This is a genomic window from Planktothrix rubescens CCAP 1459/22 (assembly GCA_904830895.1).
Classification (GTDB): Bacteria; Cyanobacteriota; Cyanobacteriia; order Cyanobacteriales; family Microcoleaceae; genus Planktothrix; species Planktothrix agardhii.
In genome coordinates, this window is the sequence record LR882961.1 from 23,862 (window position 1) to 48,498 (window position 24,637).

Consider the following 24,637-nt stretch of genomic DNA (forward strand, 5'->3'; position numbering starts at 1 on the left):
TACAATTAAATCCAATTTTATTCTAATGGAGTGCGAGTGTCCTCACTCGCTAAAAATCATCCCTATCTCTGAAGAAATCCCTATCTCTGAAGATAATTAGCGAACGGGGACGTTCGCACTACGGGTTAAAATTCTGATTAAATTAATCAACCATTATTGCCTATAATAGAATAAGCGATCGCTAACCGTAAACTATTCATTAACTTCTAACCATTCCCTCTTAAACTGATAACTGTTAATTGATTACTGATAACTGATATGTCCCAACCCCCAAGACCTGCGGTTTTTATTGAAAAAATTATGCCTGTCAAACTCCTGAATGAACAGGTATATTTTGAACATGGGGGAAATCCGTTTAAGGGGTTGCATCGCTGGTATTCTCGTAAACCTTTATCGTTTTCGCGGGCGTCGGTTTTGGCTTCTATTTTACCTGCGGATATTGATATCAAGGAATTTGAACTATTATTAGGATTAAACCCCGGAGTCGAAACCAAACTGTATAAAACTCCCCCGACTTCTGCGATTATTAAAAAGGTTCAAGATTATTGTGAACAAACCTGGGGAACTCGCACGCCGACGATTTTAGATGCCTTTGCGGGGGGTGGAAGTATCCCCTTTGAGGCGGCAAGATATGGGTTGAATGTATTAGCTTCTGACTTAAATCCGGTGGCAGTGGTGACGATGAAAGCGGCGATGGAATATCCCTTAAAATTTGGGCCGGATTTACAGGAAGACATTGATAAATGGGTGCAATGGGTAGGAGATGAAGCGGAAAAAAGGTTGGCTGAATTCTTCCCGTCTTTACCCGGAGAAACGGTACAAAATTATTTATGGGCGCATACGGTTGTTTGTCCGAATTGTCAATCTGTTGTGCCTTTAAGTCCGAATTGGTGGTTATATAAACGCCCTGAAAAGCAAAATTTACATAAATGGTGTGCGGTTAAACCTATTCCCAACCTTGAACAAAAACGGGTTGATTTTGAATTAATTAAAGGAAAAAAAGGCAAAGGGTCTACAATTGTTTATAAACCGAATCAAAATCCTCCCGCAGTGCGAGCGTCCCGCTCGCTAAATACCCCAAATATTAACGCTAATCCAGATCAGATTAGCGATTCTTTAAAGGATGATAATGATTATAAGAATAATAAGGATGATAATGATTATAAGAATAATAAGGATGATAATGATTATAATGGGGTTAGCGAACAGGACGTTCGCACTGCGGCGGATAATGATGATAATAAAATTAGCGAACGGGACGTTCGCACTGCGGCGGATAATATTGAATTGGAATATGATCCTGATACGACAACAACCATTAGCCGAGGTGTTGGTAAATGTCCGAATTGTGGAAATGTGATTGATGATGACGTGATTAAATCTCAAGCACAAAATGGAAATTTTGGTTATCAACTTTATGCAGTTGCTTATAAAAAAGGTAAGGGAAGTTTAGAGTTTAGAATTCCTGAATCTATAGATTTTGATGGCATTGATAAAGCCGAAAATTATATTAATCAAAAATTACTCGATTTTAATAGTAATGATATTTTGCCTAAAGTAGATATTATTTTTGGAGAGAAAACAAAAGAATTAATTAGATATGGAATGGATACCTGGGATAAATTATTTAACCCCCGTCAACTTCTAACCCTTGTTACCTACGTTGAAATTATTAATGAAGCTAAAGCGTTAATACAAGTTGAATATGAATGGGAAAAAGTAGAAGCAGTTAGCACTTATTTGGCTTTAGTATTAGATAGGTGTGCTGATAAAAATTGTAGATTATCTTATTGGCAATCTTCAAGAGCAATGGCTCATGCTTATTCAGTACAACACGCATTAAATTTAATGTGGAATTATCCAGAAATTAATGGTGCAGGTGAATTATGGTATTGGTGTGCTGATGCTTTTGCCTCAGACTATAAAAATTTATGTTCATTATTCGGGACAAAACCCCATTCTACAGGTTTATCAGGAATCGAAAAATACGACCCTAAAACCATTCAAATTAATTCCGCATCTGCCGATAGTTTATATCATATTTCAGATCATTCCGTAGATGCAATTATTACCGACCCGCCCTATTATTCCACAATTCAATATGCAGAATTATCAGATTTTTTCTATGTTTGGCAAAAACGCACATTAGGCAATATTTTCCCTGATTTATTCTTTAATGAACTCACCGACAAAGACCGAGAAGCCGTTGCTAACCCCTCCCGGTTTAGAAATATGGGAGAAAACCCCGAAAAACTCGCTAACCAAGATTATGAAGCCAAAATGGCCCTCGCCTTTGGCGAATATTACCGCGTGTTGCGACCCGACGGCGTAATGACCGTCCAATTTAACCATAAAGACCCCGGAGCCTGGGATGTCCTCGCCAAATCCTTAATTGATGCAGGCTTTGAAATCACCGCATCCTGGGCCGTCAGTACCGAAAACCCCCAAAACCTGCACCAAGCCCAGAAAAACTCGGTTTCCAGTACAGTTTTATTAGTCTGTCGTAAACGCGACCCCAACGCCGAACAAGCTTGGTGGGATGACCTGCGCCGAGAAGTCGCCAACCTCGTCGAAAGCCGCGCCCCGGAATTTGAAGCCAATGATATCACCGGAATTGACCTGTATTTAAGCGCCTTTGGCCCCGCTTTAAATGTGTTCAGTCGCTCCTATCCCATCCTCGACAGTAGCGGGGAGGAAGTCCGACCCGAACAGGCCTTTGAAGCCGCCCGCAAAGCCATTGCTAACTATCGTTTTCGTAAATTAGTCGAAACAGATACCGCCGGATTTGATGCCCTCACCCAATGGTATTTGCTGGCTTGGGATGCCTTCGCCGCCCGTGAATTTCCTTTTGATGAAGCCCGACAATTAGCATTAGCCATTGGCGGTTTTAATGTCGCAGATTTGGCAAAAGTTCATAAATTAATTGACTCTGCTAGTGGAACTTGTAAACTATTAACGCCGCAACAACGGTTTAAAAAACGAGCCTTTTCTGTTAACCCCTCGGAATTTGCTTTAACTTATTTAGTCGATGGTTTACACGCGGTTATTGCTATTTATGAAGAAGAAGACGTTACCTCCGTGCGTCGGTTTATGGAAGTAACCGGGTTAGTTAGTAATGATTTGTTTATGAGAACGATAGAAGTGGCGTTAAAGGTTATTCCCCGTATTGGAGACGAGAAAAAATGCCTGATTGAGCAAAAAGTGTTATTAGATTTATGGTTAGCGATGGATGAAATTAAGGGAAAAGTTAAGATTTATGATCAATTAGAGTTACCTTTAGGACAATTGAGTTTGGATTTTGAGTAAGGTTAAAAACGTAGTGCGAGCGTCCTCGCTCGCTATAGCAGTACGTTTAATTCGCTCGCTAACCCATTCCTCATCATAGAATTAGGTAAAGTTTCTATAGAATTAGGGAAGGTTTTTATAGAATTAGGGAAGGTTTTTATAGAATTAGGGAAGGTTTTTATGGAATTAGGGAAGGTTTTTATGGAATTAGGGAAGGTTTTTATGGAATTAGGGAAGGTTTTTATGGAATTAGGGAAGGTTTTTATGGAATTAGGGAAGGTTTTTATGGAATTAGGGAAGGTTTTTATGGAATTAGGGATATTAGCGAACGGGGACGTTCGCACTGCTAGGATGATGAATTTAATGGGTTAGAGAATGATAAAATTAAAAGATGTATTAATTTTATAAGATGATTCATGGCTTATAAAAAACCTCGACCTCGTTTAGAAATTCCAGGGGGAATTTATTTTATTACATTCGCTACTTGGGAAAGATTAGAATTAACCCCAGAAGCTCGAAAAGTTGTTTTAGAAAGTTGCCTATTTTTTAATCAACAAAGATATGAACTTTTTGCTGTTGTTATTATGCTAGATCATGTTCATTTATTAATCAAACCTTTTCCTAAACCAGAAGGACAATATTGGAAAATAGGCATGATTTTAAAAACCATTAAAGGGTATAGTTCCCATAATATCCCAACTGTTATGAAACATATTGGTAAAATTTGGCAAGATGGACGTTATGATGAATTAATTAGAAATTCAGAGCATTTTCGTCAAGTTTGGGAATATATTCGACAAAACCCCGTCAAAGCTGGATTATCAAATACTCCCGAAGATTACGAATTTTTATGGGAACAATTTTAAAACTCAACCGTAGCAATTGATTTAATAAAAAATAATATTATTATAAACTTATAATAAAGGCGAATGAGAATAGACTGAGATCAGTTTTTCATTCCTGAGATCAGCGAACGGGGACGTTCGCACTACAAATAAATCTTTTATCGGTTAAAATGCGATCGCATTCTTAAAAGGAGAACAGCAGTGCGAGCGTCCTCGCTCGCTAACCCATCAAATTTCCTCATCTAATTTAAAGCGATTTAAGTTAGAAAACTTGTGTTAAAATGAGATCTAACCTTATCTGGATAAACGATGAGCCAAACACTTAATATCAGTGGGTTAAAACCTGAACAAATTGAACAAATTCAAGCCATCATTGAAGCCTTTAAAGCTAAAAATCAACTCGATAATTTAGCTAAATCCCAACCCAATCTCAATAATACTAACCCAGACCAGATCGATATTTTAACAGAAAATCCGCTCAAAGTTAATGGCTTTTTGAGACGTGAAGAAATTTATGAACGTCAATCATGAGGTAAAATGCAACTTAACTTTATTGATACTAATATTTGGCTTTATCGGTTGTTTGATGACCAACGGATAGAAGCTCAAGAAAGAGAAAGAAAGCAAAATATTGCTATTTCTATTACAAACCAATCTAACCTTATGATTAGTACCCAGGTCATTAATGAGATTTCGGTCAATTTAATTAAAAAAGCTAAGTTTGATGAAAATCAATTAAAGCGGTTATTCAATCTCTTTATAATCGCTGCCAAGTTTTAGAATTTAGCTTAACTATTCTGGAATCTGCGTCTGATTTACGTCTGAATTATAACCTTTCATTTTGGGATAGTTTAATTGTTGCTAGTGCTTTATCCGGGGGTGGAAACACTTTGTATTCAGAAGATATGCAAAATGGTTTAATCATTTCTCAACAACTCACGATTATTAATCCATTCGCTTGAAGTTGTAGTAATCCATTTAGAATTATTAAATTAAAAATCATCAGTTAATATTACTGTTGCGGGACATATCAATGCAAATTGCTTCCACCTTTCAAAACCGTTCATGGTTAATAAGCTATTCTAGTAATGAAAATAACCCCATTGCGGACTTTTATATTCCCGCCCTAGAATGCGCTATCCAATATGACCGTAAATCAGGATTTTTTAATAGCGCAATCTTGAGTAAAGTTGCACGGGGACTGGGGGCAATGCTTTATAACCAAGGGAAAATTCGCTTAATTATGGGCTGTCAATTTTCCCCCCAAGATTTAGATGCTATTCAACAAGGTTACGCCCTCCGAGATGCCTTAACATTCCGCTTAGAAACCGAATTAACTCATCCTGAAACCTTTGTTCAACTCCAACATTTTGAAATCCTCAGTTGGTTAATTGCCCATCAATATTTAGAAATAAAAATTGCCATTCCCTTAAAATCCAACGGACTCCCAGAAGAAGCTAAAACTCAACTTGATTATCACCATATTTTTCATGAAAAAGTTGGGATATTTACCGATAAACAAGGAGATATTATTGCCTTTAGTGGGTCAAATAATGAATCTTTAAGCGGTTGGGAAAGTAATATTGAATCCTTTCATATTTATTGTTCTTGGGAAGGGGGGCGAGAATTAGAACGAGTTCAAGAAGAACAATTTAGATTTGAACAACTGTGGCATCAATTAAGCCCGAATGTTCGTGTCTTTGATATTCCAGAAGCCGTTGAGCAAAAATTACTTCAATACACCCCAACTACCCGCCCCAGTTGGAATCAACAAACCGAATTTGATACCCGACCTATTCCACAAAATCATCAAATTCCAGCAGTGGGAGCGTCTCGCTCCCTAAATAAATAAAAATCATGATCCTATAAATACATAAAAACAATGCTCCTATCAATGAATTAAATCCTGATTCTATCAATGAATTAAATCCTGATTCTATCAATGAATTAAATCCTGATTATAATGATAAAAACAATGATTTTATAAATGATAAAAAAGTTGAATTGGAAAATATTAGCGAACGTCCCGTTCGCACCTGCTTTAAATTTAAAAGAAGAAAAAGAAGCCTTTGAAATTCTATTTAATTTACATCAAACATCCCGGTTGTTTTAGATTATTGTTTAAAATCCATTCCCATTTTCCCCCTGGCCCCCATCAAATTAAAATTCTCCGTCGCGTTGCCCCAAACCTTTCCTAAAAGTTTCCTCATTGCCGATGAAGTCGGGTTAGGAAAAACCATTGAAACCGGATTAATTTTAAGATATTTATTAATTAGTCCAAAAAGCCAAACGGATTTTAATTTTAGCCCCCGCCAGTATTCAACCCCAATGGCATGAAGAACTTCGCGAAAAATTTAATCTGCATTTCTGGAGTTATAGCAAAGGCGAACTGATACCCCCAAAAATGCCCCTTTAACTCCCAGTAACCAACCCTCAACTAATATTTGGAACTCTCAAAACTTAATTTTAGCGTCTTCCCATTTAGTCCCGTCGGTCTGACCGAATGCAGGAATTATTAGAAGCCGAACCTTGGGATTTAATTGTTTTAGATGAAGCCCATCCATGCCCGTCGCAAAAGCCCTCAAAACCGCAAAGAAACCCCTAATTCTCTGCTTCAGTTAATGCAAAAATTACGAGATAGAACCAAATCTTTAATGTTATTATCGGCAACCCCGATGCAAATTGACACGATTGAAATTTTTGATTTACTCCATCTCTTAGGATTAAAAGGACATTGGCAATATGGGGATAATTTCTGTAATTTATTTTAGCACATTATCAGAAACACCCAACAAAAATATTTTAGACTTTTGGCAACAAATGGCCGTTGATTATTTAAAACAAGGGGGGTCTCCTTGTCCGCAATTCCAACAGTATTTAGAAACAAAACATCGTTTCTCGCTTATGAACTAGAAGATGTTTGGCAAAAAGGGATAAAATTGATTAACCCTAAACACTATTTAGATTAATCCCAACTTTATCAATACTTCTAAACACTATTTAACCGTTAATACCCCCCTCAAAGATTTAATGTTTCGTCCATACCCGTGATACCCTCCGCCAAGTATTATCGTCGCGGGATTTTAGACCAAGATATTGCCCAACGCCTCGTTCAAGGATAACGCCATTACCTTAGAAAAAATCGAGAAATCCCCCTTTATCGCGCTGTGAGTGAGTATGTTCGTCATTTCTATATATTTAGCCCAAAAAGAAAATCAAAAAGCTCTGGGTTTATTATGACCCTCTACCGTAAACGCCTCACCAGTTCCTTTTATGCCATTCGAGAATCCCTACAAAGACGCTTAGACGGGATTAATATTACCCCGGATGATTTAGGGGATTTAGACGACGCAGACGACCCATTATCGAGGGATTAGAACCTGATCTTATTCCGGCTGACCCCGAAGAAATTGCCTATTTACAAGATTTTATTACAGCAATTTGATCATACCGGAGAAGATAGTAAACTTTCCCATTGTATTAATATATTGGCGACAGGAATTAAGTCAACGGGGAAAGCGCGGATTATTTTTACTCAATATACCGACACAATGGATTATCTCCGACAAACATTACAACAATTATATGGATCTCAAATTGCCTGTTATTCCAGGACGGGGTGGGGAACTGTATCAAAATTCAAACTGGAAAATTGTACCCCAAAGAACAAATTAAACACCAGTTTCGGGCGGGAGAAATTAAAGTTTTATTGTGTACCGAGTCGGCATCAGAAGGATTAAATTTACAAACCTGTGGGGTGTTAATTAATTATGATATGCCTTGGAACCCGATGCGAGTGGAACAGCGAATTGGACGCTTAGACCGCATTGGTCAACGTTATCAAACCGTGAGAATTCATAACTTTTATTATGATGGAACTGTTGAGGCAAAAGTGTATCGAAAACTCAGGGATAGAATTGATGCCTTTCAAACGGTTGTCGGAAATTTACAACCAATATTAGCGCAAGTTCCTACTTTTATTGAAAAAGCGGTTATGAGTGCTGACCCGGAAGAAGAAGGGGTACTGTTAGCGGATTTTGAACAAGTCTTAGAAACTCCTCCCTTGCGTCCTTCTTTAGATGAAATGGTGGCAATGGATGTAGAAGCCGATTTATTAGAAATTCGTCAGCCCTTACCTTCAACACCCTTGACTGCTGAAAGTTTAGAAGAACTGTTGACGCGATCGCAAATTCTTAAAACTTTGGGATTTTATTTTGAAAAACGAGAACCGAAAATTTGGAAACTAAGGTTTAAAAATCAAACCTATTCGGTAACATTTTACCCGGAAATCTTTGATGAACAGCCCTCCCCTTCAATTTATGAGTTTTGGTAATCCCTTGTTGGAATTTATTTTTCTGCAATTAGAATCATTGTTTGGTGAAACATTTCTGTGAAATTAATCTAAATATAAACAGAATAGATAATTCAACTCACACATAAACTCAGGACAAAGGTTGATAAATTTCTCTAGACCTACACGGTCGTCCGATTTTACATAAGCTACTAAACCGTCCTCTATCTCTTCTATACTCCTCCTGTCTATGATCTCTCCAGCCGTTAAGAAATAAACGTCTGATGAATATTCAAACCCCATTGAATTCATGATCAAAAATTCTGTTAACCCGGCAAAAGGACTTAGGCCAGTCTGAAATGTAGTAAAGTATAAAAAAAGATCATCTATTTGAGATTCTTCTAACAACTGCTGAACATTTTTTCTTGTGCCATTCCACTTAATTTTACCAACATAAACTTCAGAAGTATTGTCGGGATCATCAAAGTGAATTTGAAGAATATAGTTTGGCATAAACAAAAGAGGATTGCTTGCGTCAAACTTTCTGTAGTTGTACATATAGTATAAAGTTTTTAATAAACCTTCTCCTGAATTATATATATCGATAAATAGCTCGTATTCCTTGCCACTCATTTTCATTTTCAATTCAGAAAAAATAAATTTGAGATGATTAAGCCAAGTATTATCAAGCTCACAGCCGTACAAATATTGGTAAGAGTTCTCTTCAATTTCCGAAAGGCGAAGTTTAAATTTTGAATTAGAGTAATTGTGATACTGTGTAAATCCTTTACCCTTAGTTCCTTTTATTTCTGATAGTAAGATACTGTCTCTTGCAAGTCTCGGATCATCAAAAAATATACCTTCACGGGCAATGCTACTAATTTTCCATTCTTTGGCTTCTATTAGGGATAAGAATTGATCAGGATAACTCGCTTCTAAAGTATCATAATTGTTAGGTCTAATATGGCTTAGGATTGCCTGTTCAAGTAAATGCAATAGCTCAGATTCATCTTCCAAAAATTCTTCGGCTTCTTCTATATCATCTTCCTGCTCTAAACTTAAAAGAATGCTTTTTAGTTTTATTTTTTCATATCTCTGAAAAGCAAAATAAATACCATGTGGATATATAATGTTTTTCTTATCTCCTAAATAACTCATTTCTAATAATACAAAATCTTCTATTCCTATACGTTTAATTGTTTCCCTTAATTGCTCTAACTCTTGATGTATACAATCGTTGTTTTCATATAAAAATATCATGTGATTGTGGGAAATATTTCTAGGTAATACCTCTTCTAAAGGTTTAACAAATTCCTTCTTAATAGGCTTATTTGTTGAGTCAATTTGAATCTTAAATCCTTCCAAATGATATGGAATTATTTTATGCAATTCTGAGAAGGTAACTATTAGTTCATCCCAATCTGTTGAGACTATACAAATTCTAATTTCAGTCTCTTTGACTTTCAGTTGCTGTTTAAGCAAGCCTGCGTACTTAAGAATTTCGTGAATAGCCTCTCTAGCTGTCTGATTAGATCTCTTGATCTCTATAATTACGAAGTGCTGGTAAGAATCTTCAGCCAGGATATCAATAAAACCTTTTGTTCCAAATGAGTTCTTAAGAGGAAACTCCTTTTTGATTAATATAAAGTCCTTTGAAAGGAAGGTTAAGTCTGAGGCAAGAAAATCTCTAATCTGCGCTTCTACTTGGCTCATCTGCTCATTACTCTTTAGTGGAAACTTGGAACAGCAATCATTCACTATTATAAGCTCACTGTCCAAAACCTATGCTGTAATTTGGTTTTAGCCAAGCGCGTAAGTTTCTGCACGATTGCTACTCAAACCTTTCTACTCAGATGCAGCTTCCTGGGGGTCTTTCGGTTTTTTCTCAAACACTTGAATTGCGGGGTCAGCCAAGACAAAGCCATCGGGAGTAGCTTCTCCCAGCTTCCCAGCAATCGCCGCCACCCACATCGGATAATTCGCTTGCGCTTCCTCTAGTTTTTTGAACATTTTCGGCTTCACTGTGAGCGTGAAGATTCTGCCATCACAGTCAACAGTAAATTGCTTCCAGTTATTCTCAACGGTCTGAACATCCGTTGGAAATTCTGTAATTTTAAGGGTTAATTCCAGCTTCCCTGTAACTGCCATATCTTAAGATGATCAACACCATCCCGATTGTAAACCCAAACGTGAGTAACGCTTTCCATTAATTCCTTAGCGTAAGTTTCTGTTCGACTGCTCACTTCACCCCGTTGACATTATTGCAGTTACGGCTCGTCGCTACAGCCATAAAGCTGTTTCAGAGGAAAGTTTGCAAAGACACGCCTCCATATGTTATAATTGCTGATTATTCGGCAATGACAATAAGTGACCGGAATACGGGACGTCATGCTACATAACAGTTTTCAAGTCAGTAAGGTACAGCATTTAGCGGAAAAGGGAAAGGGAAAGAGGGAACAGAAAAATCGTGTACCTCACCCGGACACAAACTGCTATAGCTGGGACAGATAAATGCTACAAAGAGAGATTTTAAAGCGCGCCAACGCTCTCTGAGGAACCCGTCAAAATCAAATAGACTCAAGGACATTGAAGTATGAAACCAATCCCAGCACAGGCAATTACTGTAAACTCATCTCTTGAAGTTAAAACAACTTCACACTCAAAAGAATCATTTCTACCTACCTTTAATGAAAAAGGTTATTATCTGCTTCCCGGTATTCTAAGTCCAGAGAGAGTATTAGAAATTCGGAAATTTTTAGAAGAAAAGTTTAATGAAAAGTTTCAGGACGAAGACCTGATACGCGATGACACTATTCCCGATCACTTATGTCTATATCCCGAGCTAATTGATACATTTATTAACGATCAATTGCTTGAAGTCATAAAATCCATAGTTGGTGATGATTTTGTTTTATTATCAGTGTCATGCATCAGAAATAGTTTTAAAGTCCTTCATACCGACTTGACCACAGCGGAAGGCGTGGGGGCCCAGTTTTTTTTGAGACCGGATTTCAACGCGATTACAATTGGAATTTACCTCCAGGATTGCAACGATGAAGGAGGAGGTTTATTTGTGGTACCGGGAAGCCATAAAAAAAGAGATCCCCTTGTAAAGCAACGACAGCTTGCCAAAGGCATTGGTGTGCCGGTATTTGCAAAAATTATGCGTAAAATGACTGGCGGGAGATTCCCTAAATATGAAGACTATTCCATCTTTGAAAAAGAAGGAATTAACCTTCCGAGCAAGGCGGGAGATGCTGTTGTTTTTGATATGCGTATTTTACATCGAGGCTCTAAAGCGGTCGCGAAGAGAGAAACAACAAAATTTGCACTGTTTTACCACATTTCTGCATCTGGGCAGAGCTGTGATGAGCATATAGAATTCCTTTTCTCCGAGCATGGTCATCCATATCTAAGAGAGCCAAGAAATCCTGAAATCATCAAAAAAGCAGCTCAAAATGCGGGATTTACAGCTATTTAGATTATCCCCGTATGGGCGTGGATCAGAGCATTCTCAATGAGAACCTTGCATCAGCGAAAGACGTGACTTGATGTTAGGGTTGGCAGAGATAAGTTCTAGGAAACAGAATTCAGAAGTTTGCCAACACTTTCTTATAAATTATTTTTAAAGAACTATGATAAAAAACTGTCTTTCAATGTTTCATCTGAAAAGTAGCAACTGATCCAATTGTTGGTGTATGATATAAGATTAACAAAAGTGTAAGGGAATACTTTCGTATGACAAGCAAAATAGCGATCGTCACTGGTGCTGGTAGCGGCATAGGTCGCGCCTGTGCCCTTGCCCTGTTAGAAAATGGTTGGTCTGTAGCGCTCGCTGGAAGGCGCAAGCACGCCCTAGAGGAGACTGCAAAACTCGCCCTAGAGGCGACTGAGCGAGCCTTCCCTGTCTCGACAGATATCGGCAACCCCGATTCAGTTGCGGCGCTGTTCGCGGCGGTAAAGCAGCGGTTCGGTCGGCTCGACTTCCTATTCAACAATGCTGGCGACAATGCCCCAAGCGTGCCCCTTGAGGAATTAGCCTATGAAGACTGGGCACGGGTAGTGCAGACTAATCTAACTGGCACCTTCCTCTGCGCTCAGCAAGCATTCCGGGTGATGAAATCACAGTCACCGATGGGTGGACGCATCGTCAATAATGGCGCACTCTCAGCACATATGCCGCGACCGGATTCGATTGCTTTTACTACGACTAAGACTGCGATCACTGGACTCACTCGTTCGCTCTCGCTCGACGGTAGAAAATACGACATCGCCTGTGGACAGCTCGACATCAGTAACACTACGATTCCTACAGATCAGCCAACTCCCCCGCACGCAGCGAAGCAAGCGGATGGAACGTTTCAAGTGGAGCCGTCTATGGATATCAAGCATGTTGCAGAGACGGTTGTAATGATGGCGAATATGCCACTCGATACAAATTTTCAGTTTGTCACGTTGATTCCAACTAAAGTTCCCTACATCGGTCGAGGATAGTAATTGAATGGGTGCAAAGGTGAAACCTCTGTGTGTGGCTAAACTGCAAAATCTTTGGTTCAAAACATAATTCGTGATCGCCATATCAACGATTTCCCGATTTCTTTATTTCTTCTGATATCCTCCTACTTCACAAAGCTGTTCATAAATTTCATTAGAATAGTTTGCCAGCTTAAAGCTATAATCAAACATCGCCTTTTGAAATTAATGATTGAGTCAAATATCCCTCTTTTGTCACTCTCCGAGTATAATGAATAGAAGAATTAAAAAATTAAACTCTATAAAGTAGGTGTGGCAATGGATGTAGAATTACAAATCCTGAAGCATTTGGCAAGAGAGGCTCGGCCAACAGTTGCCATCATAGATGAATATTGTGCCGAATATAAAGACTAAGGAATGGAAAAGTAATAACTTGATGAATTATTAGATATAATGGAGTATAGCCACTGATGGCAGATTTTACAAAAATTGAGAGAACCGGGCAACGGATTTTTCGATTAAATGACACAGCTTGACCTGAAAACCCATGTTTTATTCTAGTTCAATTCAGGAAGAAATGAAGAAGTTTTATAACTCTTTATCAGAAAAGGATAAAAGAAGATATGCAGCGATAGAGGCTCAAAAATTGGGATGGGGAGGAATTAGTTATATCATCAAACTGTTGGGTTGTACTCGAAACACAATCGTCCGAGGAATAAAAGAGTTAGAAGAACTGGATGAACCGACGATTAATGATGATGGATATGTCAAGCGAAAAGCACAAAAAAAGCAAACAACAGGAATTAATAAAGATCGAAATGCTCAATTTGAAAATATTGCTAGACTCGATAGCCTGTATGACGTATCATCGTTGCTGACTTCCCTGGTAGCCGAACCACTAAACGCCACACAGCTCAGCGCATTTGCCGATCGCGGATATCTCGTGCTGTCATCGTTTCTGCCAAGCGAGCTGGTAGCAACACTAAAGCCAGAGGTTGACCGTTGGGTGGATGGGGGGTTGCGCGATGAGGCGACGGCATACTGCCTCAAGGGGCTGCGCCAACCACCGCCAGTGATGGAACTGGAACTGGGCGAACATGGCTGGCTGATCGGATATCCTCCACTGATGGCGATACTCGCCCAACTGATGGGGCCAATTTTTGCCTTTCATCACCTGCACAGCAGCCGCCACGATTCTGGTTCTGCTGACAAAAACTGGCACCACGACTACGAGCAGTATCCGCAGACTAACCGCTCACATATGATGGTTCACGTCTTCCACTACCTGGACGGCCTCAACGGTACGATAGGTGACCTAGTGGTACTGCCCGGTTCGCAACAAATTGTTGCCGAAAAGAATGCCCTTAGTCGCTTCGGCGCTATGCCGCTGCCTGGTGAAGTCGCGATCGAAAACTTGCCGCCCGGATCGACAGTCATTATCCACTCGGGGGTGTTCCACGCCCGGCGCGCCAAGGCAGGTGGTGAGGGACAGCCACGCTACCTTATAGATTGTGCATACTGTCAAGGCGGGGTGCGCTGGCCTGTGGTCAAGCCCTACTGGCAGCAGATGCTTGCTCGTGCTCGTGCCCTAGGCTTAGACCGCGGTCAGTGGCACGATCTGTTCGCTGAACGACATTTCTATGACCCCTACGATCAAATGGTGCCATTTAAGCAAATAAACCAAGGCAGTTTATTGGAACGGCTGATGCCCGCTCTGATGGAGCAGGCGCGGCGGGGGTAAAAGCTTTGTGCAAACACCTTACTATTTCGGCGCAAGAGTCTTTTGGAGCCTGAGTATGAAAATTGTGATGAAAGTAGAGTTTGACGAGGTACTGGCGCAGTTTCGCTCAGAGCATCATGCAGACAGAGAGCACGAAGCCAACACAAATCGGCAAGCAGAGGAGATATTAGTGTGTGCTGATGTACAGTTGCGTCAGTGGAGCAAGGTTTTTTTAGGGCGGCAAGATATTTTGCGGGTTACTTTGCCCTGGCATATTAGTGAAGGCGGGAACATCAAGCTCATTCCCAAATCCGGGCTGACTGTAGAGCAAGCTGTAGAAAAGCTTTCCAGTATGAAAGATCGGTATGCAAAAGAGAGTCCTGTCTGCTGGAACAAGATATGGAGAACCGATCGCACCCAATTCCTGCCGATTTTTTTATCCACTAAAGCAATTACCGCCCCATACTATGCAGGCTATACAGAACTCGATATAACCGAAGGACTGGTGCATCTCGACGGCTTGCACCGGATGATCGCTTGGGAATTGAATGGATTACTAACGGATAACGCGCAGGTAGAAGCATACGTGGCAGGTAACTTATCGTTCTATGTATAACCTCAAATCCTTATGCCCAACTGAACGTAACATCGGTGATGGAACTTGGGACATTTTCTGTGACTTTGATGGCACGATCTCCCTTGCTGATATCACCGATACACTGCTTGAGAGCTTCGCTACCTCGGCTTGGCAAGAAATCGAGCAGGCGTGGCAAGCGGGAGCGATTGGCTCGCGCGAGTGTCTAGCCCGCCAGATCCCTTTGCTCGATATGTCACGCAGCGATCTCGACCTGCACCTCGACGCGCTCGCGATCGACGCTGATTTCCCCGCCTTTGTTGCAGAAGCACAGGGGCGAGGACATAAAATCACCGTAGTCAGCGATGGGCTAGACTATGCCATCCGGCGTATCCTGGCACGTTACGAGCTAAGCTCCATCTCTATAGTCGCTAATAGCTTACAGCAGCAGGGTGAACGAGCTTGGCAACTCACTTTTCCGAATTTCAACGCTAACTGCCTGGTCGCATCTGGAAATTGCAAGTGCGCCACCGTGGATCAGATCCAGAGCTACACCACGAGCAATCGGCGATCGCTACTGATCGGTGACGGCACTTCGGACTTCTGCGCCGCACAGAAGGTCGATTTTGTCTTTGCCAAGCACAAGCTGATTGACCACTGCACCCAGCGCAACCTGCCGCACTTCACGATCCAAGGCTTTGCCGATGCACGGCACTTGCTTGAGAAACTCGACCGCATGGTATACTGAAACACACTACTTTAGGCTGACATTTATACAACGGAGACACCATAGCTATGGCTGATGCCCTGACAGAACAAGATCTGCTTGCGCTAGAGGCGCAATACTGCTCCCATGGCGACACCGTTCATTATCAAAACCCCCCCAAAATATTCAGTCGCTGTGAAGGCAGCTATATGTATGACGAGTCAGGCCAAGCCTTCCTAGATTTGCAAATGTGGTACTCGGCAGTCAGTTTCGGCTACGCCAATCCACGTCTCAACGATGCAATGAAACGTCAGCTTGATACGTTACCCCAAGTCACAAGCCAGTATCTACATAAGGAGAAAATAGAACTCGCAGCAGCTCTGGCACAGAATGTCGAGCGAACCTTTGGCATGAAGGGGCGCGTACATTTCAATGTTGGTGGCTCTCAGGCGGTCGAGGACTCGCTAAAACTCGTGCGGAATGCGTCCAACGGCAAGAGTCTGATGTTCGCCTTCGAGGGTGGCTATCACGGTCGGACGCTCGGTGCCTCAGCGATCACGTCGAGCTACCGCTACCGGAGGCGTTACGGTCATTTCGGCGATCGAGCGCAGTTTGTTCCCTTTCCCTACTGTTTCCGTTGCCCCTACGGTAAAAAGCAGGAGGACTGCGGGTTGTACTGTGTCGATCAATTTGAGCGGCTGTTCGACTCTGAATATTATGGTGTCTGGGATACCAAAGCGGGAGAAGCAGAATATGCTGCCTTCTATGTGGAAGCGATTCAGGGAACGGGTGGCTATGTCATCCCACCTGCGGGGTATTTTGAGAAACTCAAGCAAGTGCTCGATGCCCGCAAAATACTGTTAATTGATGACGAGATTCAGATGGGCTTTTACCGAGCAGGTAGGTTCTGGTCAATTGAGAATTTTAACGTAAAACCGGACGTGATTGTTTTTGGTAAGGCAATCACTAACGGTCTCAATCCCCTAGCCGGAATCTGGGCCCGCGAGGAACTGATCAACCCAGAAGTATTCCCGCCCGGTTCAACACATTCGACTTTTTCGTCCAACCCGCTCGGCACCGCTGTAGCCCTAGAGACGGTTCGGATGCTTGAAGCAAAGGACTACCACTCCATGACTATGGAAAAGGGCGCTTACTTCCTGGCGGGATTGAAAGATTTGAAGCAGAGGCACGCGATCGTGGGTGATGTAGATGGTTTAGGTCTCGCTCTGCGGATCGAAATCTGTGCGGCAGAGGACAGCTTTACACCCGATAAAGCAATGGTCGATAAAATGTGCGACATGGCCATGAGCGGGACACTGGAGGCACGAGGCCGCTTCTACGGACTCATACTCGATATCGGTGGCTACCACAAGAACGTGATTACGCTCGCACCATCTCTGGAGATCAGCTACGACGAAATCGATCTGGCGCTTGAACTCCTTGAGTGCCTCTTCACCCGCTGCACCAAAGTCTGAACGGGAGGAGAAGAATAACCCGAAAGCCTGCCCTGATACATTAGAATTCTCCAGAAAAGCAAGTCTTGAACAGGCTTTCGGGCTTGCTCCACAATAATAGAACTCTTGCAAAATAATTTTATGGTATTATGGTAAGTTTTGCTCAATTTCATAAAATCCTAGAGACTAACCATTCTTCACAAACTTTTGCTAAAAACTCCATAAAATGGTAAAAATTGAAAGTGAATTTAGACAATAACTCTGCGATGAACACTCAATTTTATCTAAATTTGAAACCTCATGAATTTAAACGAAGATTTGGTGTCAAGATTCAAACCTTCCAAAAAATGGTTAATGCCATAGAGCAGTTCAGGTTAGAACATCCTAAAGATAGAAGAGGACGTCACACCCTGCTGACTCTCCAAGAGCAAGTTTTAGTAGCCTTGGAGTATTGGCGAGAATACAGAACATATTTTCATATTGGGACAAATTGGGGAGTATCAGAATCAACTATTTGCCGAATTGTTGCTAATATTGAATCAACTTTAATGAAAACAGGAAAGTTTCGGATTCCGGGAAAGAAAGCATTAATTCAAGATTCTGGCTACCCCGAAATCGTAGTGATGGATGTCACGGAAACGGCTATTGAAAGACCGAAAAAAAAACAGAAAAAATGTTACTCAGGAAAGAAAAAACATCACACGCTCAAAATTCAGTTAGTAATTGATCAAGAAACTAAACAGATTATTTGTACAGATTTTGGACAAGGACATTGCCACGATTTCAGCTTATTCAAAAAAAGCAAAATTCATTTTCACCCCCAAACTGATAGTTTACAAGATAGTGGCTATCAAGGGATTAAGGATTATCACTTGAATAGCTATGTACCCAAAAAGAAACCCAAAAATGGCAATCTTTCGGTCTTAGAAAAAGACTATAATCTAGCTTTGGCTCATCAACGAATTGTGATTGAACACGTTAATCGGAGCCTCAAAATTTTCAGGATCTTATCGAGTCGTTATCGAAATCGTCGTCGCCGTTATGGTCTTCGTTGTAATTTGTTGTCAGCCATTTATAATTATGAGTTGACACTCTTAGTCTGAAAGTGAAAATTTTTTATTATAGCATAGATTTTTTTTGCAAGAGGTCTAATTATAACTGCTCGCATCATGTTTTTAGAAAAGGGTAAATAGATGAATCAGGACTTACGCAAGCACACTATATATAGGGCTTGCTGAAAAAGTAACAGAAAAGGAACAGAATGATTTACCACCCAACGAAGTTGATGAACAATTTGAATTAATAATTCCACTAAACTATCCGTAATTTCTTGTTTTCTTTGCCAACAGAAGGCTGCCATGAGAGTGTAACGAATCGACTGAGGATGGCGACGTAATTCCCTAGGCGGTTCCGTTGAAGCTCGTTGTCGATAGTGCTGGACAATTTTCGGGGAAGTCTGAGTAAATAAATGCTCTGGTAATTCTAATTGCCGAATTGTTTCTAACTTGTCAATTTCTTTGAGTAAGCTATCTGTAGCGAACTGCAAACATAAACGTTTCAAACCGCAAACAAGGAAATTTTCAAACCACATTAACTGCAAATAAGAGGGGTCTCGAACCCACAATCACTGCAAATGAAACCACATTATTTGCAAACAAACCACAATCACTGCAAATGAAACCACATTAATTGCAAATAAGCTGTAACCATTGCAGAGGTTGGATTACAGCATTTGTCGCCTCCAGAGTGTCCAATTTATACGAACCAATTAGTCAAACACTTATGCCCGAACAATGTGGTTTAATCTGAACGATATCCGTCCAATAAAATTATGAATTAGGTTTTTGGGAGCAAGTATCGCCAACCTGTTTCCCTTGCTTAGTAAAGATTATGAAGTGTCGTTTTGGGTTTTGGTAATCATCTAAAAATTTGGACACTTTCATTCCCTAAGCGTTTATTAATCCCAAAACCATACAGGGTAGCCACCGAGATACGTGCAAAATGGGACACTTTGTAAAATTTTGTAACGTTGATGTTTAAAATCCACGATTTTACGTTGTTTCAACACTGAATTCCGGGTGTCCTCTTTTGTAAAACATCCCCAAAAAAGGTCATAAATGGGCAAGTTTGAAAGACTGAATAGTGTTAACAGTGGATTTGAGTATCCAAAAACTAGAATGTTTCAGTACCATTTTTGGGCAAGTTTTTAAATCATTAAAAGACATTTTGCAATATTTGTTTACAAAGTGTCCCATTTTGCACGTATCTCGGCGGCTACCCTAGCAAGAGCGGCTTTAGTTGTTGAGTATGAGGGAATATTTGACGGAATAATTTCATGGATTGATGATATATTGACAATAATACCAGGAATTTGATGTTCAATCCAGAAACGAACGGTTGCCTGTGATAAAAACATTGGTGCAGCAAGATTAGTCAACCACGTTTTTTCAAGAATTTCAGGAGTTGTTTCTAAAAATGAGGACTTAAACTGACAACCGGCGTTATTAATTAAAATATTAGGTCGAAATGATGTCAGTAAATCAGGAAAATCCTTATCCCAGAAATTTTTTTCTGAAATATCTGCTGTTACTAAAATAATATTCTCCTGTTGCGGTTGGGCTAACCAGTTTTTATCAATAGCTAAAACCTGATATCCCTTGCCAAGAAAATTTTCAACTATCGCTGAACCAATTCCTCGTGCTGCTCCAGTAACAATTGCTTTTGTTTTGGTATCCATCTGATATGTTCTCCTCTAGTTAAACTAGACTTTCAAAATTTGTTGATATAGTTTAATTAATTGTTCAGTAATTTTTTTATTATCATAATAATTTTCTATGAATTTACGACCTGCTTTACCCATTTCTATCCGTGATCTTGGATTTTCAATTAGATAGTTTAATTTCGCCGCTAAAGCATCCACATCTTTTTCAGCAACTAGAAAGCCCGATGTTCCATCTAACACTCCATCAGGAATACCATTATGAATCGTGGATAAGACAGGTAGCCCTGTAGCTTGAGCTTCTTGCAAAACTAGCCCCTGACCCTCTTGGTCTCCATTAGCAGCAGTTACACTTGCCAAAATGAAGATATGAGCATTATAATAAAAATCTATAATTTCATCTTGGTTCATCCATCCTAGTAGTTTAACTTGATTAGAAAGACCTAGTTCTTGAATTAATTTTTGAATTGATTCACGTAGATAACCATCACCAATAATGTTATATTCAAGTTTAGGGTAGTTAGAGATTGTTTTAGCCACAGCTTTTAGAGAATATTCAATTCCTTTCTTTTCTACTAATCTAGCAACTGTAAGAACTTTTATAGGTTCGTCTGAGCGGGTTTTTCTTGGGTAAAAACTGTACTTTAAAGTATCAATACCAATGGGTAGCTTAATTATTTTGTCCTTTGGACAACCTAGTGCTAAAGCCTTGTCAACTATAAAAGAAGATATGCCTATAAAGCAATCACCTATTTGAAAGAGGTGCTGATAAATGTCATTACCAAATTTTAGAGGATATAAAGTTACATCAAACCCGTAAAAACTTGTAATTAACTTTCCCTGAAGTCTACCAAGTTCTAACAGTCTTAGTCCATCTAAGCCATAAGGTCCAAAATGACAATGAATAATATCATAGGTTTGTTTTTCTGGTTTAAATGGAGCATAATAAGTTCTCTCAAGTAGACCATATCTATATATATCAGGGTGTATCTTAGGCTCATTCCTAGAATGCCTTGCATATATATCGACCTGATAGCCATGCTGAATTAAGCCTATGATTTGATTGACAATAAAGGTTTCCGATAAAGCAGGAAAATCTCCTACTACAAAAGCAATTTTCATGGTAGAGAATTAGACATTGACAAAATTAGTTTACTGGATTGGGGTAGCAGCGTAAAGCGGGACACTTTGATCTGGTTCTTGGATAGTGAAAATGGCTGTAAGGCTTACTCTGTAGGACGAAAGCTAAAACCCTTTCAGGATAAGCTGTCCCGCATTAAGTTGATACCCCTGGATTGTTTCCCCTATCCCATCAGAAAAAACGCGCTCGAAGTCTTAGCCATTTATAATATAATAAGAAAAGAACTGTTTACAAGAACGTTAAGGAAACAAATGAAAGCATTAGTCACAGGAGGCGCAGGGTTTATAGGTTCTCATTTAGTTAAACACTTAGTAGCCGAAAATATTAAGACTAAAGTCTATGATAACTTATATTCGGGGCACTTAGAAAATCTAACGTCTGTCCAAAATAAAATTGAATTTATTTACGGAGATATTTGCGATAAAAAACACTTATTAAGCGCAATGCAGGACGTAGATTGTGTATTTCACCAAGCAGCTTTAGTTTCCGTTCCTCAATCAACTTTGAATCTCCAACTAACTCAACAAATTAATATTTTGGGAACATTAAATGTCTTAGAAACTGCCCTCAAAGCTGACGTTCGGCGCATTGTTATTGCTTCAAGTTGTGCTATCTATGGAGATTGCTATCAACCACCTTTAAAAGAGGACTTAGCTTCTATGCCAAAATCTCCTTATGCAGTTAGTAAAGTAGCCACAGAAGCTTGGGGTGAAACTTTTTATCATACTTATGGTCTAGAAACCATATCCTTAAGATATTTTAATGTTTACGGAGTTGGACAAAGGGCTGACTCAGAATATGCAGCTGTTATTCCAAAATTTATTAATTGCTACCGCAACAAACAAAGACCTAAAATTTATGGCGACGGACAGCAAAGTCGTGATTTTATATCAGTTAGTGATGTGGTACAAGCCAACATTGCTGCTGCTACCATCTCTAGTAAAATTTTAAATAAGCATCGTATTTTTAATGTATGTACGGGGATAGCTACCAATTTATTAGAACTACTACAATTAATTTCCGAAAAATTTGGATATTGTCTCGAACCAGAATTTTTAGATATAAGGAGGGGGGATATTCAAGCATCTTGGGGAGATATTACTAGAGCGTCAGTTAACCTAAACTTTTCTGTCAAGGAAACACTATCTGAAAAAGTTTCCTCAGTAATTGATCGTATTAATTAGATGGCTAATTTGATTATTTGAGTCATGCTAACAGCAAATATTAAAATTAAGTATTTTTTGGAAAAAACTTTCTATACAAGTGAGCTAGATCAAGGTAAGTTCCGCCACCCCATCCCAACAAGTAACGTAAGCGTTCTTGAGAATAAAGCTGTTCATTAACGCAGAGCCTAGGTAAAATATAGCGATTACTCTTTATTTTAAGAGAGATAGCTGTAACAGAAAAAGCAGCATCATAACCAGCTATTTTTACAAGGTTTGAAATTTCTAAATTAGTCTTACCAAATGGATAAACAAAGTACCGTATAGGAACTTGTAACTCATTTTGTAACCGCTCACGACTTTCAAGTATTTCCCTATTTACATCTTCTAAAGACATTTTGGTTAAATCTCTATGAGTTAAAGCATGAGAAGCAATTTCTAGATTTGAATAATCTGCCAGCAGATTGGATATTGTAGTCAAATCTAATACTTTGCCTGTAAGTCCTTGATGTAGTGGTGATTCAGGTAAAGCCAATACAGACCAAAGAACAGGAATATTTTGCTCTAATAACCAAATAATTGCTTTCAAACTACTTTCTAATCCATCATCAAAAGTAATAGCAAGAGATGGATGCAAATCATTTACTTGTATAATATTTGCTACTGAAGTGATTTGATAGTTTAAAGTCTTTATCCAATTTATTTGACGTTCAAAGAGCGACCAAGATACATTACAGTATAATTGATCTTCACCGATACCATGATAACAAAGAATAATTCTGTCCATAATATTTATTAATAAACTTTCAAAATTAGTTTTCAATAATTTGATAAAAAGTTCTTCATACAATTTTCTAATGTTTCAAGAGAGTAATATTTTTCAACATACTTACGGCCTGATTGACTAAGATTTAAAACCAGTTCTGGTTCATTGTTCAATCTAATAAGCTGTTCAGCAAATTCTGAAACATTATTAGCTAACAATAAATGCTCATTAGCTTGTATATCTACTAATCCTTCAATGGAAAGAGAAGTAGCAATTACAGGAACTCCCATAGCCAAGCATTGTAAAATTTTATTTTTTACACCTGCACCTGAACGTAAAGGACATAAAAAGACATTCCATGAATACACTACATCAGATAAATTTGGGACATAACCTATTATTCTCAAGCCTAAACTCTGTAATTTTAACAATCGTTTTGATGGAAACAAACCAACTATTTCACATTCTAATAAGGGAAACTTCTGTTTTAGATATGGGTAAATATCAGTTCCTAACCAGTAAGCGGCATCTTCATTGGTCGAAGCCGAAAAAATGCCGAAAAAACCAATTTTGATTGAATTAGACCAAGAAGAAGGTGCTTGATACTGAAATTTATCTAAATCTACTACATTAGGAATAACTTTTATTGTCCCTGAATCTAATTTAGCTGATTTTTCAATGTAAGAGCTATCTAGTTCTGAACAAACAACCATTCGATAGGATTGAGCGATTTGTTTTTCATAGTTACTGAGTATTTTACTTTCATAATTGTTAATTATTGCCCTAAAGCCATAAAAATTTAGCTGACATAATCGTTCATAATAGAGTCCCATAGAATCTGTCCCATCAATAACTTTATCATTTTCAAAGTGTTTAGCATATTGAGCCATTCTTAATCTTTTGATGTAAATTAAATCAAAATTTTCTGATGCTAATTGAGAAACTACTCGATGAAACTCTGGAAAATCACAATAAGCAGAACGTAATGAAGACTGTTTAAATAAGGCTAGGAAACAGGAAATATAAGACCATGTTTTGGGAGCATTAATTCCTATCGCTTTTTGACATAAATCAGAAATTTTGGCTAAATCCTCTGCTTCATATTTATTGGTTACTAGGGTAGCCGCCGAGATACGTGCAAAATGGGACACTTTGTAAACAAATATTGCAAAATGTCTTTTAATGATTTAAAAACTTGCCCAAAAATGGTACTGAAACATTCTAGTTTTTGGATACTCAAATCCACTGTTAACACTATTCAGTCTTTCAAACTTGCCCATTTATGACCTTTTTTGGGGATGTTTTACAAAAGAGGACACCCGGAATTCAGTGTTGAAACAACGTAAAATCGTGGATTTTAAACATCAACGTTACAAAATTTTACAAAGTGTCCCATTTTGCACGTATCTCGGTGGCTACCCAGAATCTTACTGAATCCTGCAAACTGTAATAAAATACTTAATTAATGCAGTAAGTAAGTAAATCAGTAAGTAAATCAGT

General features: G+C 39.2%; 20 protein-coding genes and 2 pseudogenes. 15 read left to right on the forward strand and 7 right to left on the reverse strand.

From position 1 onward, the window contains the following. Window positions 1-258 precede the first annotated feature (258 nt). The 7 genes and pseudogenes from NMG86_RS25735 to NMG86_RS25765 all read left to right on the forward strand — a co-directional run bounded on the left by NMG86_RS25735 (window position 259) and on the right by NMG86_RS25765 (window position 8,524). Complete coding sequence (locus NMG86_RS25735) at window positions 259-3,306, forward strand: DUF1156 domain-containing protein (RefSeq protein WP_081694537.1); 3,048 nt, start codon at window positions 259-261, stop codon at window positions 3,304-3,306. A gap of 159 nt (window positions 3,307-3,465) precedes the next feature. Beyond that, window positions 3,466-3,657, forward strand: coding sequence for a hypothetical protein (locus tag NMG86_RS25740; RefSeq protein ID WP_026789280.1), 192 nt, complete (start codon window positions 3,466-3,468; stop codon window positions 3,655-3,657). Window positions 3,658-3,701: 44 nt separating this feature from the next. Continuing rightward, window positions 3,702-4,151 carry an REP-associated tyrosine transposase gene (locus tag NMG86_RS25745; protein ID WP_026789279.1) on the forward strand — a complete coding sequence of 150 codons (450 nt, stop codon included), beginning with the start codon at window positions 3,702-3,704 and terminating at the stop codon, window positions 4,149-4,151. 288 nt (window positions 4,152-4,439) lie between these two features. Continuing rightward, the gene (locus NMG86_RS25750) at window positions 4,440-4,661 is read left to right on the forward strand and encodes a hypothetical protein (RefSeq protein ID WP_026789278.1); all 222 of its coding nucleotides are present in this window, start codon (window positions 4,440-4,442) and stop codon (window positions 4,659-4,661) included. Window positions 4,662-4,667: 6 nt separating this feature from the next. Then, the gene (locus NMG86_RS25755) at window positions 4,668-4,910 is read left to right on the forward strand and encodes a PIN domain-containing protein (protein ID WP_499103756.1); all 243 of its coding nucleotides are present in this window, start codon (window positions 4,668-4,670) and stop codon (window positions 4,908-4,910) included. Window positions 4,911-4,927: 17 nt separating this feature from the next. Continuing rightward, the gene (locus tag NMG86_RS25760) at window positions 4,928-5,092 is read left to right on the forward strand and encodes a PIN domain-containing protein (RefSeq protein ID WP_499103757.1); all 165 of its coding nucleotides are present in this window, start codon (window positions 4,928-4,930) and stop codon (window positions 5,090-5,092) included. Between the two features lie 71 nt (window positions 5,093-5,163). After that, window positions 5,164-8,524 (forward strand): annotated as a pseudogene (locus tag NMG86_RS25765) (helicase-related protein). Window positions 8,525-8,526: 2 nt separating this feature from the next. On the opposite strand, the gene NMG86_RS25770 reads toward NMG86_RS25765, so the two are convergent. Then, window positions 8,527-10,134 carry an endonuclease NucS domain-containing protein gene (locus NMG86_RS25770; RefSeq protein ID WP_052338795.1) on the reverse strand — a complete coding sequence of 536 codons (1,608 nt, stop codon included), beginning with the start codon at window positions 10,132-10,134 and terminating at the stop codon, window positions 8,527-8,529. 132 nt (window positions 10,135-10,266) lie between these two features. After that, a complete protein-coding gene (locus NMG86_RS25775; RefSeq protein ID WP_026798359.1) occupies window positions 10,267-10,569 on the reverse strand; it encodes a hypothetical protein in 303 nt (100 codons plus the stop codon). Window positions 10,570-11,014: 445 nt separating this feature from the next. On the opposite strand from NMG86_RS25775, the gene NMG86_RS25780 reads away from it, so the two are divergent. The 7 genes from NMG86_RS25780 (at window position 11,015) to NMG86_RS25810 (ending at window position 18,451) form a co-directional block, all read left to right on the forward strand. After that, on the forward strand, window positions 11,015-11,902 hold the full coding sequence (locus tag NMG86_RS25780) for a phytanoyl-CoA dioxygenase family protein (RefSeq protein ID WP_026798360.1): 888 nt from the start codon (window positions 11,015-11,017) through the stop codon (window positions 11,900-11,902). Window positions 11,903-12,159: 257 nt separating this feature from the next. Next, window positions 12,160-12,915 (forward strand): SDR family oxidoreductase, encoded by a 756-nt coding sequence (locus NMG86_RS25785; protein ID WP_026798361.1) that lies wholly within the window; start codon window positions 12,160-12,162, stop codon window positions 12,913-12,915. Window positions 12,916-13,441: 526 nt separating this feature from the next. Further along, complete coding sequence (locus tag NMG86_RS25790) at window positions 13,442-14,635, forward strand: phytanoyl-CoA dioxygenase family protein (RefSeq protein ID WP_071783123.1); 1,194 nt, start codon at window positions 13,442-13,444, stop codon at window positions 14,633-14,635. 55 nt (window positions 14,636-14,690) lie between these two features. Continuing rightward, a complete protein-coding gene (locus tag NMG86_RS25795; RefSeq protein ID WP_043939625.1) occupies window positions 14,691-15,230 on the forward strand; it encodes a DUF6309 family protein in 540 nt (179 codons plus the stop codon). Further along, the gene (locus NMG86_RS25800; RefSeq protein ID WP_043939622.1) at window positions 15,223-15,936 is read left to right on the forward strand and encodes an MtnX-like HAD-IB family phosphatase; all 714 of its coding nucleotides are present in this window, start codon (window positions 15,223-15,225) and stop codon (window positions 15,934-15,936) included. Before NMG86_RS25795 ends, NMG86_RS25800 begins: the two co-directional genes overlap by 8 nt. Before the next feature lie 47 nt (window positions 15,937-15,983). Then, window positions 15,984-17,369, forward strand: a complete 1,386-nt coding sequence (locus NMG86_RS25805) for an aspartate aminotransferase family protein (RefSeq protein WP_026798363.1) — start codon at window positions 15,984-15,986, stop codon at window positions 17,367-17,369. A 245-nt stretch (window positions 17,370-17,614) separates the two neighbouring features. Further along, window positions 17,615-18,451, forward strand: coding sequence for an IS5 family transposase (locus tag NMG86_RS25810; RefSeq protein ID WP_202962725.1), 837 nt, complete (start codon window positions 17,615-17,617; stop codon window positions 18,449-18,451). 176 nt (window positions 18,452-18,627) lie between these two features. Here the strand turns inward: NMG86_RS25810 and NMG86_RS25815 are convergent. The 3 genes and pseudogenes from NMG86_RS25815 to NMG86_RS25825 form a co-directional block, all read right to left on the reverse strand. Beyond that, window positions 18,628-18,879: pseudogene (locus tag NMG86_RS25815) on the reverse strand (hypothetical protein); the annotation flags it as partial. A gap of 708 nt (window positions 18,880-19,587) precedes the next feature. Beyond that, the gene (locus tag NMG86_RS25820) at window positions 19,588-20,085 is read right to left on the reverse strand and encodes an SDR family oxidoreductase (protein ID WP_026798834.1); all 498 of its coding nucleotides are present in this window, start codon (window positions 20,083-20,085) and stop codon (window positions 19,588-19,590) included. Window positions 20,086-20,109: 24 nt separating this feature from the next. Continuing rightward, entirely contained in the window at window positions 20,110-21,189 is a 1,080-nt protein-coding gene (locus NMG86_RS25825) for a glycosyltransferase (RefSeq protein ID WP_026798367.1), read from the reverse strand. A 270-nt stretch (window positions 21,190-21,459) separates the two neighbouring features. Between NMG86_RS25825 and NMG86_RS25830 the strand changes: the two genes are divergently transcribed. Then, the gene (locus NMG86_RS25830) at window positions 21,460-22,392 is read left to right on the forward strand and encodes an NAD-dependent epimerase/dehydratase family protein (RefSeq protein ID WP_026798835.1); all 933 of its coding nucleotides are present in this window, start codon (window positions 21,460-21,462) and stop codon (window positions 22,390-22,392) included. 46 nt (window positions 22,393-22,438) lie between these two features. On the opposite strand, the gene NMG86_RS25835 is transcribed toward NMG86_RS25830, so the two are convergent. Together NMG86_RS25835 and NMG86_RS25840 are read right to left on the reverse strand one after the other, a co-directional pair. Beyond that, window positions 22,439-23,158: a polysaccharide deacetylase family protein gene (locus NMG86_RS25835; protein ID WP_199918563.1), complete on the reverse strand. Its 720-nt coding sequence runs from the start codon at window positions 23,156-23,158 to the stop codon at window positions 22,439-22,441. 32 nt (window positions 23,159-23,190) lie between these two features. Beyond that, window positions 23,191-24,288 carry a glycosyltransferase family 4 protein gene (locus tag NMG86_RS25840; protein ID WP_026798837.1) on the reverse strand — a complete coding sequence of 366 codons (1,098 nt, stop codon included), beginning with the start codon at window positions 24,286-24,288 and terminating at the stop codon, window positions 23,191-23,193. Window positions 24,289-24,637: the final 349 nt, after the last annotated feature.